The organism is Pseudomonas morbosilactucae (assembly GCF_023241715.1).
In the GTDB taxonomy this organism is placed as follows: Bacteria; Pseudomonadota; Gammaproteobacteria; order Pseudomonadales; family Pseudomonadaceae; genus Aquipseudomonas; species Aquipseudomonas morbosilactucae.
In genome coordinates this window covers 176,433-191,970 of record NZ_JALQCW010000008.1, presented here as the reverse complement: position 1 = coordinate 191,970, position 15,538 = coordinate 176,433, and the positions used below count along the sequence as shown (strand labels likewise).

Sequence of the window (15,538 nt, the reverse complement as noted above, 5' to 3'; positions counted from 1 at the left end):
ATGCAGGCGAAAAAAAAGGGGGGCACATGCCCCCCGAGGTAAAACGTTGCAGATGAAGGCCTGGAATCAGCCTTCGATCTCGATCAGTACTTCACCCGGGTTGACCCGGTCGCCCTTGGCCACGTGAATGGCGGTGACCTTGCCCGCAATCACCGCCTGGACTTCGGTTTCCATCTTCATGGCTTCGGTGATCAGCACGGCCTGGCCGGCCTTGACCACGTCGCCTTCCTTGACCAGCACATCAACGATGTTGCCCGGCATGGTGGTGCTGACGTGGCCCGGTTCGCTGGCCTGCTTGCGCTTGCTGCTGCCACCGCCGACGAATTCGTTGAGCGGTTCGAACACCACTTCTTCCGGCATGCCGTCGATGGACAGGTAGAAGTGACGCTTGCCTTCAGCCTTGACCCCGACACCGGTGATGTCCACACGGTAGGTTTCGCCGTGCACGTCGATGACGAACTCGGTCGGTACGCCCTCGCCACCCGGCTTGCTCACACCGCCCGCTTCCGGGATCGGCAGCAGCACTTCAGGCGCCAGGGTGCCAGCTTCGCGTTCTTCGAGGAACTTGCGCCCAATGTCCGGGAACATGGCGTAGGTCAGCACGTCTTCTTCGGACTTGGCCAAGGCGCCGATTTCGCCGCGCAGCTTGGTCATTTCCGGCTTCAGCAGGTCGGCCGGACGAACGTCGATCACCTCTTCGCTGCCAATGGCCTGGCGCCGCAGTTTCACGTCCACTTCGCCCGGCGCCTTGCCGTAGCCGCCTTGCAGGTAGAGCTTCACTTCGTTGGTGATGGTCTTGTAGCGCTCGCCGGCCAGTACGTTGAAGAACGCCTGGGTGCCGACGATCTGCGAGGTCGGGGTTACCAGCGGCGGGTAGCCGAGGTCGTGGCGCACCCGCGGGATCTCGGCCAGCACTTCGCCCATGCGGTTCAGGGCGCCCTGTTCCTTGAGCTGGTTGGCCAGGTTGGAAATCATCCCGCCCGGTACCTGGTTGACTTGCACCCGGGTGTCGACCGCGGTGAACTCGCTTTCGAACTGGTGGTACTTCTTGCGCACGGCGTAGAAGTACAGGCCGATCTCTTGCAGCAGTTCCAGGTCCAGGCCGGTGTCGAACTCGCTGCCTTTAAGGGCCGCGACCATGGACTCGGTGCCCGGATGGCTGGTACCCCAGGCGAAGCTGGAGATGGCGGTGTCGATGTGGTCAGCACCGTTCTCGATGGCCTTGAGTTGGCACATCGCGGCCAGGCCGGCGGTGTCGTGGGAGTGGATAAACACCGGCAACGACAGCTCGCTTTTCAGCGCCTTGACCAGCTCGCCGGTGGCGTAGGGGGTCAGCAGGCCGGCCATGTCCTTGATCGCGATGGAGTCGCAACCCATGGCTTCCATCTGCTTGCCCTGGGCCACGAAGGCCTCGATGGTGTGCACTGGGCTGGTGGTGTAGGCGATGGTGCCCTGGGCGTGCTTACCGGCAGCTTTCACCGCTTCGATGGCCACCCGCAGGTTACGCACGTCGTTCATGGCGTCGAAGATACGGAACACGTCGATGCCGTTGACCGCCGCCTTGGCCACAAACGCCCGGACCACATCGTCGCTGTAGTGACGGTAGCCCAGCAGGTTCTGGCCACGCAGGAGCATTTGCAGGCGCGTGTTAGGCAACGCGGCGCGCAGCTTGCGCAGACGCTCCCACGGGTCTTCCTTGAGAAACCGCACACAGGCGTCGAAGGTCGCGCCGCCCCAGCACTCCAGCGACCAGTAGCCGACTTTGTCGAGCTTGTCGCAGATCGGCAGCATGTCGTCAGTGCGCATGCGGGTCGCCAGCAACGATTGGTGGGCGTCGCGCAGGATGGTGTCGGTTACGAAGATTTTCTTAGACATTGGAATGTTCCTCACAGGCCTGCGTGGGCGGCGATGGCGGCAGCGATGGCCAGGGCCAGCTCTTCGGGTTTGCGCTTGATCGAGTAGTTGGTCAGTTCAGGGTGGCTTTCAACGAAGCTGGTATTGAACTGGCCGCTACGGAATTCCGGGTTGCGCAGGATTTCCTGGTAATAGGCGGCGGTGGTCTTCACCCCCTGCAGACGCATGTCGTCCAGGGCCCGCAGGCCACGGTCCATCGCCTCTTCCCAGGTCAGGGCCCAGACCACCAGCTTCAGGCACATGGAGTCGTAGAACGGCGGAATGGTGTAGCCGGTGTAGATCGCCGTGTCGGTGCGCACGCCGGGGCCGCCGGGCGCGTAATAACGGGTGATCTTGCCGAAGCTGGGCAGGAAGTTGTTCTTCGGGTCTTCGGCGTTGATGCGGAACTGCAACGCGAAACCACGGTGGTGGATGTCTTCCTGCTTGACCGACAGCGGCAGGCCGGAGGCGATGCGGATCTGTTCACGAACGATGTCGATGCCGGTGATTTCTTCGGTGATGGTGTGTTCCACCTGCACCCGGGTGTTCATCTCCATGAAGTACACCTCGCCCTCGGCGAGCAGGAACTCCACGGTGCCGGCGTTCTCGTAGCCCACGGCCTTGGCCGCGCGCACCGACAGGTCGCCGATGTAGGCGCGCTGCTCCGGGGTCAGTTGCGGGCTGGGGGCGATCTCGATGAGCTTCTGGTTGCGGCGCTGGATCGAGCAGTCACGCTCGAACAGGTGCACCACGTTGCCAAAGCTGTCACCGAGAATCTGCGCCTCGATGTGCTTGGGATTGACGATGCATTTTTCCAGGAACACTTCTGCCGAACCGAAGGCCTTGGTGGCTTCGGAAATTACCCGGGGGAAGGCTTGTTCGAGTTCTTCACGGCTGTTGCAACGACGAATGCCGCGACCGCCGCCACCGGAGGTGGCCTTGAGCATCACCGGATAACCGATGCGATCGCCTTCGGTCAGGGCTTCGGCAATGTCTGCCACGTTGCCTTCGGTGCCCGGGGTGACCGGCACGCCGGCCTTGATCATGCTGCGACGGGCTTCGGTCTTGTCGCCCATGCGCCGGATCACTTCCGCCGACGGGCCAATGAACTTGATCCCGCGTTCAGCGCAGATGTCCGCCAGCTCGGCATTTTCCGAGAGAAAACCGTAGCCGGGGTGCAAGGCGTCGCAGCCAGTTTCCACAGCCAGGTTCACCAGCTTGCGCGGGTTGAGGTAGCCGGCCAGAGGTTCGGCACCGATGCTGTGGGCCTCATCCGCGCGCTTCACATGCAAGGCATGGCGATCGGCGTCGGAGAAGATTGCGACCGAACGAATGCCCATCTCGGCGCAAGCACGCACGATTCGTACGGCAATCTCACCACGGTTGGCAATCAGGATCTTTTTTATCACTTGGAGGTTCCCTTGAGCCGTTGGCACAGACGACCCGCTAGACCGAGTCGGCGCATGACTAAATGTTTCAAGCCAGTCGCCCAGCCACACTAGCGGCCGCGAGGGATTAACAAAAATCAATAATTATTTGGTCGTGCATAAGCAAAGACTTATAGTTGCGGCTTGAGCCTTGGGCGCAGGAATAAAAATAATGCGTAAGTCATTGATGCGTATGACATTGCGTCAATTGCAGATTTTCAATGAAGTGTGCGATTTGCGCTCCTACAGCCGAGCGGCCGAGGAAATGTCTCTCACTCAGCCAGCCGTCAGCCTGCAGATTCGCCAGTTGGAAGAGCTGGTCGGCCAGCCACTGTTCGATTACGTCGGCAAAAAACTCTACATGACCGAGGCCGCCGAAGCCCTGCAACGGGCCAGCCGGGATATTTTCGGGCGCCTGGAAAACCTCGACATGCAGCTCTCGGACATGCAGGGATCGCTGCAAGGCCAACTCAAGCTGGCGGTGGAGTCGAGCGCCAAGTACTTCGTGCCGCACCTGTTCGCCGCGTTCAAGCGCCAGCACCCGGAAGTGAACCTGCAACTCACGGTGGTCAACCGCGGCCAGGTGATTCGCCGTCTTTCCGACAACCGCGATGACTTGGTGATCATGTCCATGGTCCCGCAAGACATGGGCCTGGAATTCCTGCCGTTCCTCAACAACCCGATCGTTGCCGTGGCCCCGCCGGACCACCCGCTGTGCCACTTGGGGCCGCTGCGCCTGCAAGACCTGGAACCCTACAACCTGCTGGTGCGGGAACAGGGTTCCGGCACGCGCCTGGCCTGCGAGGAATACTTCAAGGAAAAACGCGTGCACTTCACCCAGACCCTGGAAGTGTCGTCGGCCGAAGCCCAGCGCGAGTGTGTGCGAGCGGGTCTGGGCGTGGCCTTGTTGACGCGCCACGCCCTGAACCTAGAGTTGGCGACGGGGGGACTCATCGAGTTGCCCGTCGAAGAGCTGCCGTTGTACCGCAGCTGGTGCCTGGTGCAGGCCAAGGCTAAACGCCTGTCACCGGTGGCGCATGCGTTCCTGGGGTTTATCCGCAGCGAACGGGTGCAGATCAGCGGGTTGGTTGAGCGTTTCGACGGGAAGCTGCCGGCGCGGCCTGCCAGTAGTTGATAGCTTCAAGCTCCGGGTAATCGTTGATTTCCTGCTGCAACTGGCGCAGCTCACAACGATGTTCAATCGCGCGTCGGAACTCCATGCGACGCTGGTCTTCCTGCTGACGGCGGGTTTTTACAACGCTGTTGCTTTCTTCGTAAGGCCGGGCCATTTCGAGTCTCCCAATGCGAGTACGGGAGTTTCACCATGCGCTACCCCGATGACAGTTGTACGTCAGCGGGGTAACAGAACGATGAAGCTTGGCGCGCCCCACGAACGTCTGCCCGACAATGCTCAATGGATCCGCTGCGAATCGTCCCGGTAACGATCCGGGCTCAAGGCTTTCAAGATCAGTTTCTTCCGGACCTCCGGCAACTGGTAATACGCATGCAAGTAGGGATTCAACCGAAAGTAAAGCTTGCGGCTGCCGAACAACGTCTGCATATACAGATGCTCATCGCGCAAGACCTCATAAGGCGTGGCGCTATGCATGCTCAACACCGAACGCCCCCGGTCCTTGCCCTTGATGGCTTTGCAGATCAGCTTGCCGAACCTGGCCTCATCGCTTCCCGACGCCAGCGAGTTAAAGAACGCCCCCATGAATCCGTTGAGCTTTTTCAACGGGTTGCAATAAATATCCTGGGAGGTTCGCGCCAGCTCCAACATATCCCAGTTGAACTCCCTGATCGAGGAGAACACCGCCTGCACCGGGGCCGGCCACTCAGGCGGCTTGCTGTATGGGGTGAAAACCGTAGGGAACTCCACGCACAGCTCACAGACCTGCAACTCCGACTCAATTCTGTAGTTGATCAGCGGGTTCTGGTATCCGTAAGGCAAGGGCGTTTCCTGCATCACCTCCAACGCAATGGCATAAGACGCGGCATAAAAACCCACATGCCCCAGTTGCTGTTTTTCCGAGTACGGCAGGACGTTCCGATAAAGCCCCAAGGATTGAGCAGTTTCGCCATTCTCCAGTGCCAAGGCGGCACGTGCCTGCCACGCAAAGGCCTCAAACAGCCGGTAATCCGGATGCTGTTCCAGCTTCGAGAATGCCTGTTCGATCGCCACGGTGTCCCGGGGCTCCTCTTCGGTGACTAGGAGAAGTTGGTGCAAGGGCTCGAACTGCTCCACTGACCTTGCGTCGACTTGCTGGGAAAAGAGGACGAACAAATACTCAAGATGGTGATTTTCACTCGCATCCAGCGATCTCGAAACAATGAAGCTATCAAACAGCCCCATATGCGAAGTAGCCAGTCGATCAGGCTCCCGACGCCCGCAGACTGCTTCGTAGTGATGACGAAAACGTTCTACCAGGGTGGCTTTAGAATCCATCCGGGCGGCCTTGTACATGGCCGAAAAACGACTGAGTGCAGTCGCTGCCGTGTAGGCACAACGAACGGTGTCCAACAGTTCTTGTTGCTCTGCTGCGGTCAGCTTGCTGGATGAAATCTCCGCGCTCAGGCCCTCGATCTCATCATTGATCGTGGAGAGTTTCTTATGGGATTTATCGCTGACCTTGTCCAGCGCATAGAAAAAATCCGTAGTTTCTACCCCGGCCGGAACCAGGCCTTTTACGTAGCCCTTCACCGAAGAAGCCAGTATGTCGCTGGCCCCGTGGGTGACCAGCAGCGCGTGGAAATGATAGAGCGTCGTTCGAGGAGAAAGCCTGGTGTGCATTCGATGCAGGAGTACGGCCAGTTGCGGCAGAACCCAGGTATCCAGGAATCGGGCTATTCCTGTTTCGTAATCCCGGTAAGTGATGACCGGACGTGACCTCAATATTGAGATGACATGCTCATATTGACTCAGATAGTGCTGGAGCGTATCAGCCAGCACATTGTCGCCCTGTACCAAGTACCTGAGTAGGTCCGGCAGCAGCCCCTGCTCCACTTCATTGATTTTCCTGAAGTACAGCTTCTGCTTAGCCTCATAGGACCTAAGCTCGGAAAAACCATCGGCAGTGGCAGTCACAAGCCCTCCCCCCCAGCACAGCACTTCGAAGATCTCAAAATACGCTGGAATCCTGACCATCGACTGTCGCTCCTTGAAAAATGGACACCGCCTCCACGAATTTCCGGTCACCCAGAAAATGCCCGCTCTCTATTATCACCCCCGCACCACCTAGCTGGACAAATCATTGGAGAGCACCACCATGACCACACCAGAACACGAAAAAGCCCCCGAAAAGAAACCTGCCGGACAACCCACGATCTTCAGCCTGGGGAAAGACGACGCCCTGGTTGCCCTCGCCGCCGGCCGAGCCCAGGAGCCGGCACCTGACACTGCGGCCGACCCAGATGAAGTCGATGAAATCATCGATGAGATCGTCGAGCAGCAGGATCTGCTGGAAAGGATCCATGCCAACCTGAGCGCCAAACAGCGGCGCATCGACGACCTGTCGGACGACGACACTTACTACGAAGGTTATGGCGAGGAACTGGTACGGCTCGAGGAAGCCAACGAACAATTGCTGACCGCAGAAAGGCTGCTGGATTTCAAGCCGGACACTGCGGCAGTGCGCCAGGCGCGTAGCCTCAGTGAAGACGCGGCGGGCACCCTGGCGGAAGTGAAGCCGGACGATCTCGATGACCAGGACGATGTCTCGTTGCCCTAACCGAGATGCTGCAGACTCAATCGTCCAGGGCTTTGACCGACTTGGGTGACAGGCGCAGGCTGCGAAGGCTGCGCTTGACGCTCTTGAGGTGGTTGACCAGGCTCGGGCCGCGGGCCATGGCCACGCCCATCGCCAACACGTCGATCACCACCAGGTGGGCGATACGCGAGGTCAGCGGGGTGTAGATTTCGGTGTCTTCGTGCACATCGATCGCCAAGTTGACCGTCGACAACTCGGCCAATGGCGTCTGGCTCGGGCACAGGGTGATCAGCGAGGCGCCGCTTTCACGCACCAGGTTGGCGGTGATCAGCAGGTCCTTGGAACGCCCGGATTGGGAAATGCAGATCGCCACGTCGGTGGGCTTGAGGGTCACGGCCGACATTGCCTGCATGTGCGGGTCGGAATAGGCCGCTGCGGTCAGCAGCAGGCGAAAGAACTTGTGCTGGGCATCCGCCGCCACTGCGCCCGACGCGCCGAAACCGTAGAACTCAACACGCTGGGCCTGGGACATGGCGGTCACCGCCTGCTGCAACGCCACCGGGTCGAGTTTCTCGCGAACCTCCATCAGGGTGTGCAGGGTGGTGTCGAAGATTTTCAGGCTGTAGTCAGCGACCGAATCATCTTCATGGATCGCGAACTGGCCAAAGCTGGCACCCGCCGCCAGGCTCTGCGCCAATTTGAGCTTGAGATCCTGAAAACCCGAGCAACCGATGGCGCGACAGAAGCGCACGATGGTCGGCTCGCTGATGCCCACGCTATGGGCCAGGTCAGCCATGGAACTGTGCATCACCGCCGCCGGATCGAGCAGCACATGGTCTGCGACCTTGAGCTCCGATTTGCGTAACAGGTGACGGGACTGGGCAATGTGCTGCAACAGATTCAAAGGGCTGGACTCATTGTTATGGGCAGACGCCAGGGATGTAGCAAGCTTGTAGTTATACTACAAGAAATGGCTTTTTGCCCGCTCAATACACAACTCGACATCCTTGACGCCCGCTGTTTTAGCGCTCGGACGCCTTGTAGCCATGGGCGCCTACGAGGCTTGGGAATCGGCCTTGAGCAACTGCGCCAGGCCCTCGGCCTCCACTGGGCGGCTAATCAGATAGCCCTGCACTTCATCGCAGTGCTCACGCTTGAGGAAGGCCAGTTGCCCAGGATGTTCCACCCCTTCGGCCACCACTTTTAACGACAGGCCGTGGGCCATGGCGATGATCGCCCGGGTGATCGCGGCGTCCTCGCTGCCTTCCGCCAGGCCGCGAATAAACGCCTGGTCGATCTTCACGTAATCCACCGGAATACGCTTGAGGTAACTCAAGGACGAATAGCCGGTGCCAAAGTCGTCGATCGCCAACTTGACCCCCAGGTTACGCAGTTGCTGGAAGGTGGCAATGATGTGTTCGACGCTGTCGAGCAACTGGCTTTCGGTCAGCTCCAGTTCAAGGAGGTGCGGGTCCAGCCCGCTCTCTTCGAGGACCTGGCGCACCAGGCTGACCAACTTGCCCTGGCGCAGCTGATGCACCGACAGGTTCACCGACACGCGGATCGGCGGCAGCCCCTGGCGCTGCCATTCACAGGCCTGCCAGCAAGCCTGGCGCAGTACGAATTCGCCAATGGGCCCGATCAGGCCGGTCTCTTCCGCCAGGCCGATAAAGTCGCCCGGGGGGACCCGCCCCATGGTCGGGTGGTCCCAGCGCACCAGGGCCTCGGCAGCGTTCAGCTTGCCGGTGGCCAGGCACAGCTTGGGTTGATAGAAGACCTTCAACTGGTGCTCGTCGATGGCTTTGCGCAGCTGGTTTTCCAACTGCAGGCGCTCCAACGTGCTGGCTTGCAGGTTCTCGGTGTAGAACTGGAAATTGTTCCCGCCCAGGTGCTTGGCGTGCTGCATGGCCATGTTCGACTGGCTGACCAGGGCAGAAATCTCCCGCGCACTGTCCGGCAACATGCTGATGCCGATAGACGCGCTGACCACCAATTCATGGCCTTCCACAATGAGCGGCAAGCGCAGTTTGCTCAGCAACCGCGTGGCGACCCGGGTCAGGCTCGACAGGCTGCCGTAGGCATCGAACAGCACGGCGAATTCATCCCCGGACAACCGGGCAATGGTGTCGGCTTCGGGCAAGGCATTGGTCAGGCGCCGGGCCATCTTCTGCAGCAACTGGTCGGCCATCTCGTGGCCCAGGCTGTCGTTGAGCAGCTTGAAGCGGTCCAGGTCGATATGCAGCAAAGCCAGGCTGCGCCCGCCCTGGCGTACCCGTTGATGGGCTTCGCTGAGGCGCTCGCGAAACAGCGAACGGTTGGCCAGGCCCGTGAGTTCGTCGTAGTGGGTCAGGTAGCGCATGCGTTCTTCGGACTCGCGCCGCGCCGAAAGATCGGCGTAGAAGCCGACGATATGCCGCACTTTGCCCCGCTTATCGCGCACCACATTGAGTTGCAGCCATTGCGGGTACAGCTCGCCGTTCTTGCGCGCCTCCACCAACTCGCCCTGCCAACTGCCGTGTTGCTCCAAAGCCTGGTGGATCATGCTGAAGTGCCGGCGCGCGTCGCGGCTGCACGGCAGCTCCAGCACATTGCGCCCGAGCATGTCTTCGATCTGATAACCGGTGACACGGCTGAACGCTTGATTGACTGCGAGCAAGGCGTAGTCCGGGTCGAAAATCACGATGCCTTCGCTTGCCGCCTCGAACACCGTGGCCGCCAGGTCGCGCTGGGCTTCCAGCTCCTTGCTGGCGCTGATGTCCCGTCGCGTGCCGAGCATCCGCGTGACCCGCCCGCTGGCGCTGCGCTCCACCGCCCGCCCACGGTCCTCGATCCACACCCAGTGCCCGGCGCCGTGCCGCACCCGGTACTCCACTTGATAATCCTCGCTGCGGCCCTTGAGGTGCTCCACCAGGGCGCGCTTGAGCAGCGGTAGATCCTCGGGATGCAGCCGCGGCTTGAGGTGGCTGAGCATGGCGGTGACGTATTCCGGCTCCAGCCCGAACAGCTCTTTGACATGGCTGTGGTGCACTTCATCGGTCTGCAGGTTCCAGTCCCACAGCCCCAGCTCACTGGCTTTCAGGGCCAGGGCCAGGCGTGCCTCGCTCTTGCTCAGGGCTTGGTTGGCCGCGTCCAGCTCCAGGCTACGCTGGGCCACTCGGTGCTCAAGGCCAGCCTGGACTTCGCGCAGCTCATCCTCGGCGCGCCGGCGCTGTTCGATTTCCCGGGCCAATTCGCGGTTGAGCAGTTCACTGCGGCCCTGGGCGGTTTGCAGGTGCTCGATCAGTGCCTGGTTCTGAAAACGTCGCAGCAGGCCATGCTGGATCAGCCGGTTGATCTGCCACGCCACCACGCTCAGGGACCCCAGCAGGATCAACCCCAGCCACCCCCAGCCGCGCTGCTGCTCATCACCGCCCCAGAACAGATAGCCGATGGCCGGCAGCAGGCAGGGCAAGGTAAAGGACAGGAAGGCCGGCAGGCTGACCGCATAGGCAACGCTGGCACTAAGGATGGCCGCGCCGATCAGGCCGAAGACCCAGGCTTGCTGGAGGAAGTTGTCGGTGGGCATCAAGGCAATGCCGGCACAAGCCAGGGTCAGGCCGCTGACCGTGGAGCCGAGCAGAAACATGCGCTGCCACACCGGCTGGGCCTGGCGACTGGGGATGGCGGAGTCGAACGCGGCGACCTGGATCACCCGCAGCGCCACCAGGGCCAGGAGCCAGACCATCCACACGCTGATCAGCAGATAACGCTCGGGACTCCACAGCAACCAGGCGCACACCAGGCCATTGAGCAGCATGAACAGGGTGGGCAGCAGCGAGCCTTGGTACAACAGGCGTGTGCGCTCCACGGCCATCTCCATGGCGTAATGCTGGCGAATCACCCGCGGCTCCACCAGGGGGCCGGACAGGCTGGGGTCAAGTGTCATAGGCAATGTTCTTATAATGGTGAGCCCGAAACGTCGCGGGAGCATACACAAGCAATGCGCCGGACCAAACTGCCCCACGTCATAAAAGTCGAGAAAACTCTCCGGTACCGCCACCCTCGCAAAACCCCAGGCCCAGACCGCCCCACGGCTGCAGGCAATGACCGACCGGTCGTCATCAAACACAGTTTTGTCGGTTAAACCCACGCCGGGTTTGCCCGGGGTCGTCCGGCCCCCTAGAATGCGCCGATGCGCGATGATCTCTCCCTCCTGTTGAACTCCCTCAACGATGCCCAACGCCAGGCCGTAGCTGCCTCCGTGGGTCGTCAGTTGGTCCTGGCCGGTGCTGGCTCCGGCAAAACCCGAGTGCTGGTGCACCGTATCGCCTGGTTGATCCAGGTCGAGAACGCGTCGCCCCATTCGATCCTGTCGGTGACCTTCACCAACAAGGCCGCTGCCGAGATGCGCCATCGCATCGAGCAGTTGATGGGTATCAACCCGGCCGGCATGTGGGTCGGCACCTTTCACGGCCTGGCCCACCGCCTGCTGCGAGCGCACTGGCAAGAGGCCGGCCTGAGCCAGACCTTCCAGATTCTCGACAGCGACGACCAGCAACGCCTGGTCAAACGGGTGATCCGCGACCTGGGCCTGGACGAGCAGCGCTGGCCGGCCCGTCAGGCCCAGTGGTTTATCAACGGGCAGAAAGACGAAGGCCTGCGTCCGCAACACATCCAGGCCAGCGGCGACCTGTTCCTGGCCACCATGCGCAGCATTTATGAAGCCTATGAAGCCGCCTGCCAGCGCGCCGGGGTCATCGACTTCTCCGAACTGCTGCTGCGCGCCCTGGACCTGTGGCGCGACCACCCGGGCCTGCTGGCGCACTACCAGAAGCGCTTCCGCCACGTACTGGTGGACGAGTTCCAAGACACCAACGCCGTGCAGTACGCCTGGTTGCGCCTGCTGGCCAAGGGCGGTGACAGCCTGATGGTGGTGGGCGACGACGACCAGTCGATCTACGGCTGGCGCGGCGCGAAAATCGAGAACATCCATCAGTACTCCGCCGACTTCCCGGACGCCGAAGTGATCCGCCTGGAGCAGAACTACCGCTCCACCGCCGGCATCCTCAAGGCCGCCAACGCCCTGATCGCCAACAACACCGGGCGCCTGGGCAAAGAGCTGTGGACCGACGGCAACGAAGGCGAGGCCATCAACCTCTACGCCGCCTTCAACGAACACGATGAAGCGCGCTACGTGGTGGAAACCATCGAAAGCGCGATCAAGACCGGCCTGGCCCGCAGCGATGTCGCCATTCTCTATCGCTCCAACGCCCAATCCCGGGTACTGGAAGAGGCCTTGCTGCGCGAACGCATTCCGTACCGCATCTATGGCGGCCAGCGCTTCTTCGAACGTGCCGAAATCAAGAACGCCATGGCGTACCTGCGCTTGCTCGAAGGCCGCGGCAACGATGCGGCCCTGGAGCGGGTGATCAACGTGCCGGCCCGGGGCATTGGCGAGAAGACCGTCGAAGCCATCCGCGAACACGCACGCCACAGCGACGTGTCGATGTGGGTAGCCATGCGTCAGCTGGTGGCCAATAAAGGCCTGACCGGCCGCGCTGCCGGCGCCCTGGGTGCCTTTGTCGAGTTGATCGAGAACCTGGCGGCAAAAACCCTGGAAATGCCCCTGCACTTGATGACCCAGACCGTCATCGAGCAATCGGGGTTGATCGCCTACCACGAAGCGGAAAAAGGCGAGAAAGGCCAGGCCCGGGTGGAAAACCTTGAGGAACTGGTGAGCGCCGCGCGCAACTTCGAAAACACTGAAGAAGACGCCGACCTGACGCCCCTGGCCGCCTTCCTCGGCCACGCCTCCCTGGAGGCCGGCGACACCCAGGCCGACGAGCACGAAGACAGCGTGCAACTCATGACCCTGCACAGTGCCAAGGGCCTGGAATTCCCCTACGTGTTCCTGGTGGGCATGGAAGAGGGCCTGTTCCCCCACAAGATGAGCCTGGAAGAGCCCGGCCGCCTAGAGGAAGAACGCCGCCTGGCCTACGTCGGCATCACCCGGGCGATGCAGAACCTGGTGATGACCTACGCTGAAACCCGACGCCTGTACGGCAGCGAAACCTACAACAAGGTGTCGCGTTTCGTTCGTGAGATTCCCAAAGGCCTGATTCAGGAAGTGCGCTTGTCCAACAGCGTCAGCCGCCCTTTCGGCGGCGGCCAGCAGCAGAGCTCCAGCAGCCTGTTCGGTGGCTCGGTGATTCCGGAAACCGCCTTCAGCCTGGGGCAACAGGTTCGCCACTCAGTGTTCGGCGACGGCGTGATCCTCAACTTCGAAGGCGCTGGCGCCCAGGCCCGGGTGCAGGTGAACTTCAGCGAAGGCAGCAAGTGGCTGATGCTCGGCTACGCCAAACTGGAAGTCATCTAAAGCCATTGCCGTGGATTGGCTAGGGTGGGAACGGCACGGCGACGTGCCGTTTAACGGCCTTATCGCCGGCAAGCCGGCTCCTGCGGACTAGGGCAACAATGGAAGCGCAATCATGGGCTCAGGCTTTTTTTCCTCGTGGACATTCTGGGCCCTGCTGTCGGCAACCTTCGCTGCATTGACGGCCATCTTCGCCAAAATCGGCATCGAGAACGTCAACTCCGACTTTGCTACCTTGTTGCGCACCGTGGTGGTGCTGGCCAGCCTGGCCTTGATTTTGTACGCCACGGGCCAATATCAATCCCTGGGATCGATCTCCGCGAAGAGCTACCTGTTTTTGCTGCTCTCGGGGCTCGCGACCGGCGCCTCCTGGCTGTGCTATTTCCGCGCCTTGAAACTCGGCCCCGCCTCGCTGGTGGCGCCGGTGGACAAACTCAGCGTGGTGTTCGTCGCCTTGATCGGCGTGCTGCTGCTCGGGGAGAAACTCGACCTGCGGCAATGGGGCGGTATCGGCCTGATTACCGCGGGCGTGGTGCTGCTGGCCTTGCGGCGCTGAAGCGCGGAACGCCTCCACCCGTTCGACGGACAAACCCAGACACGACCGCGCTGCACCTGCCGAAGCTGAACCCAGCCTGTCAGGCAAAAGCCCGAAACATTATGTCGCTAGCCACTGACACGTCACCTGTGCAACATGACGCGCCTGCCATCCACAAAATGGGAACCCCCCTTTATGAAACGTTTTCTTAGCATCGCCATGGCGCTGTGCATCGGCCTGACGATGAGCCTGGACGCCAACGCCAAACGCTTTGGTGGTGGCAAGAGCGCCGGCGCCGCGCCGACCCACCAGACTCGCCAAGCTGCTCCAGCCACCCCTGGCGCACCGGCTGCTGCCGCCACTGCAGGTGCCGCTGGCGCCGCTGCCAAAGCCGGCGGTGCTTCGCGCTGGCTCGGCCCTCTGGCCGGTATCGCCGCTGGCGGCCTGCTGGCCTCCATGTTCATGGGCGACGGTTTCCAGGGCATGCAGATCTTCGACATCCTGATCATGGCGGTCATCGCCTTCCTGGTGTTCCGTTTCATCGCCGCACGTCGTCGCAAGCAGCAGGAGCAATTCGCTCCAGCCGGCCATGCGCCAATGCAGCGTGAAGCTTTCGAACCTCAGCAGCCAGCCCAGGCACCAGGCTCGATCTTCGGTGGCGCTTCGGCAGCCGCAGCCCGTCCGGTGATCAATGCCCCGGCCTGGTTCAACGAAGAGCGTTTCGTCGAAGCCGCACGCAACCACTTCCAGTCCCTGCAACAGCACTGGGACGCCAACGAAATGGACAAGATTGCCGAGTTCGTCACCCCGCAACTGCTGCAATTCCTCAAGCAGGAACGTGCTGATCTGGGCGACAACTTCCAGTCGACCTACATCGACAACCTGAATGTGCAACTCGATGGCGTGGACGACCGTGCCGACAAGACCATCGCCACCCTGACCTTCAGTGGTGTGTCGAAGACCTCGCGTTTCGACCAAGGCGAAGTGTTCAGCGAAAGCTGGAACATGGAGCGCGCTCCAGGCGAAAACCAGCCTTGGCTGGTGGCAGGTATCCGCCAGAACGGCTGATCAATCCTGGTGTCACAGCAGTAGACAAAACCCCGACTCCGGTCGGGGTTTTGCATTTCGCAATTTGCAGTTATAGCGAGCTACTGTATAAACCGCCGTCATACAAACCGCGCCATAGAGCTAGAGAGGATGCAGGCCGTGGAAGAAGTCATCGAACAACTCCGTGAAGCCAATGAACCGGTGCCCGTTCCCCTGGAACTGCCGGATGAAGACCAACTGGTGGAAATTGAAGAACAACTGTTCATCAACATCCCCTTTGTCTTCAAAGAGTTCCTGTTGACCGTGAGCGATGTGGTCTACGGCAGCCTGGAGCCCGTGACGGTCACCGACCCGCAATCCCATACCTACCTACCGGAAGTGGCAGCGACCGCCTGGGACCTGGGCGTGCCGCGCGAGTTGATCCCTATCTGCCAGGACGGTGAGGATTACTACTGCGTCGAAGAAGATGGCACCGTGGTGCTGTGGTCCGGCGAAGAAGAGCTGATTACCGAAGAATCCTGGGAATCGGTGTGGCACTGGGCGCGGGATGTCTGGCTGGAAAGCTGATGACTGC

General features: G+C 61.2%; 12 protein-coding genes. 6 read left to right on the top strand and 6 right to left on the bottom strand.

Annotated features, from left to right (window positions below; translation table 11 throughout):
* Nucleotides 1-66: 66 nt before the first annotated feature.
* Both oadA and M1B34_RS05395 read right to left on the bottom strand, forming a co-directional pair.
* Complete coding sequence (gene oadA, locus M1B34_RS05400; protein ID WP_268264603.1) at nucleotides 67-1,875, bottom strand: sodium-extruding oxaloacetate decarboxylase subunit alpha; 1,809 nt, start codon at nucleotides 1,873-1,875, stop codon at nucleotides 67-69.
* A gap of 11 nt (nucleotides 1,876-1,886) precedes the next feature.
* Entirely contained in the window at nucleotides 1,887-3,302 is a 1,416-nt protein-coding gene (locus tag M1B34_RS05395; protein ID WP_123327919.1) for an acetyl-CoA carboxylase biotin carboxylase subunit, read from the bottom strand.
* A 190-nt stretch (nucleotides 3,303-3,492) separates the two neighbouring features.
* Here M1B34_RS05395 and M1B34_RS05390 point away from each other — a divergent pair, with 190 nt between their 5' ends.
* Complete coding sequence (locus tag M1B34_RS05390; RefSeq protein WP_268264602.1) at nucleotides 3,493-4,455, top strand: LysR family transcriptional regulator; 963 nt, start codon at nucleotides 3,493-3,495, stop codon at nucleotides 4,453-4,455.
* On the opposite strand, the gene M1B34_RS05385 is transcribed toward M1B34_RS05390, so the two are convergent.
* Together M1B34_RS05385 and M1B34_RS05380 are read right to left on the bottom strand one after the other, a co-directional pair.
* Entirely contained in the window at nucleotides 4,397-4,609 is a 213-nt protein-coding gene (locus tag M1B34_RS05385) for a PA3496 family putative envelope integrity protein (RefSeq protein WP_123327921.1), read from the bottom strand. The two genes, M1B34_RS05390 and M1B34_RS05385, sit on opposite strands and share 59 nt — an antisense overlap.
* Nucleotides 4,610-4,731: 122 nt before the next feature.
* Nucleotides 4,732-6,468 carry a hypothetical protein gene (locus M1B34_RS05380; RefSeq protein WP_268264601.1) on the bottom strand — a complete coding sequence of 579 codons (1,737 nt, stop codon included), beginning with the start codon at nucleotides 6,466-6,468 and terminating at the stop codon, nucleotides 4,732-4,734.
* 121 nt (nucleotides 6,469-6,589) lie between these two features.
* On the opposite strand from M1B34_RS05380, the gene M1B34_RS05375 reads away from it, so the two are divergent.
* A complete protein-coding gene (locus M1B34_RS05375; RefSeq protein ID WP_268264600.1) occupies nucleotides 6,590-7,051 on the top strand; it encodes a hypothetical protein in 462 nt (153 codons plus the stop codon).
* A gap of 16 nt (nucleotides 7,052-7,067) precedes the next feature.
* Here M1B34_RS05375 and hexR read toward each other — a convergent pair whose 3' ends face one another.
* Together hexR and M1B34_RS05365 are read right to left on the bottom strand one after the other, a co-directional pair.
* A complete protein-coding gene (gene hexR / locus M1B34_RS05370; RefSeq protein WP_011064325.1) occupies nucleotides 7,068-7,934 on the bottom strand; it encodes a transcriptional regulator HexR in 867 nt (288 codons plus the stop codon).
* A gap of 150 nt (nucleotides 7,935-8,084) precedes the next feature.
* Entirely contained in the window at nucleotides 8,085-10,955 is a 2,871-nt protein-coding gene (locus tag M1B34_RS05365; protein WP_268264599.1) for a putative bifunctional diguanylate cyclase/phosphodiesterase, read from the bottom strand.
* Between the two features lie 246 nt (nucleotides 10,956-11,201).
* On the opposite strand from M1B34_RS05365, the gene uvrD reads away from it, so the two are divergent.
* From uvrD to M1B34_RS05345, 4 genes are all read left to right on the top strand, one after another.
* The gene (uvrD, locus tag M1B34_RS05360; RefSeq protein ID WP_268264598.1) at nucleotides 11,202-13,385 is read left to right on the top strand and encodes a DNA helicase II; all 2,184 of its coding nucleotides are present in this window, start codon (nucleotides 11,202-11,204) and stop codon (nucleotides 13,383-13,385) included.
* A gap of 112 nt (nucleotides 13,386-13,497) precedes the next feature.
* On the top strand, nucleotides 13,498-13,938 hold the full coding sequence (locus M1B34_RS05355) for an EamA family transporter (protein WP_123327924.1): 441 nt from the start codon (nucleotides 13,498-13,500) through the stop codon (nucleotides 13,936-13,938).
* A gap of 174 nt (nucleotides 13,939-14,112) precedes the next feature.
* Nucleotides 14,113-14,985, top strand: a complete 873-nt coding sequence (locus M1B34_RS05350) for a Tim44 domain-containing protein (RefSeq protein ID WP_123327925.1) — start codon at nucleotides 14,113-14,115, stop codon at nucleotides 14,983-14,985.
* Nucleotides 14,986-15,123: 138 nt separating this feature from the next.
* Nucleotides 15,124-15,531: an SMI1/KNR4 family protein gene (locus tag M1B34_RS05345; RefSeq protein ID WP_123328123.1), complete on the top strand. Its 408-nt coding sequence runs from the start codon at nucleotides 15,124-15,126 to the stop codon at nucleotides 15,529-15,531.
* Nucleotides 15,532-15,538: the final 7 nt, after the last annotated feature.

Coding starts and splice junctions, on each gene's coding strand:
- M1B34_RS05380 (WP_268264601.1), bottom strand. CDS start 6,468: ATGGTCAGGATTCCAGCGTATTTTGAGATCTTCGAAGTGCTGTGCTGG.
- oadA (WP_268264603.1), bottom strand. CDS start 1,875: ATGTCTAAGAAAATCTTCGTAACCGACACCATCCTGCGCGACGCCCAC.
- M1B34_RS05390 (WP_268264602.1), top strand. CDS start 3,493: ATGCGTAAGTCATTGATGCGTATGACATTGCGTCAATTGCAGATTTTC.
- M1B34_RS05365 (WP_268264599.1), bottom strand. CDS start 10,955: ATGACACTTGACCCCAGCCTGTCCGGCCCCCTGGTGGAGCCGCGGGTG.
- M1B34_RS05385 (WP_123327921.1), bottom strand. CDS start 4,609: ATGGCCCGGCCTTACGAAGAAAGCAACAGCGTTGTAAAAACCCGCCGT.
- M1B34_RS05355 (WP_123327924.1), top strand. CDS start 13,498: ATGGGCTCAGGCTTTTTTTCCTCGTGGACATTCTGGGCCCTGCTGTCG.
- M1B34_RS05375 (WP_268264600.1), top strand. CDS start 6,590: ATGACCACACCAGAACACGAAAAAGCCCCCGAAAAGAAACCTGCCGGA.
- M1B34_RS05350 (WP_123327925.1), top strand. CDS start 14,113: ATGAAACGTTTTCTTAGCATCGCCATGGCGCTGTGCATCGGCCTGACG.
- uvrD (WP_268264598.1), top strand. CDS start 11,202: ATGCGCGATGATCTCTCCCTCCTGTTGAACTCCCTCAACGATGCCCAA.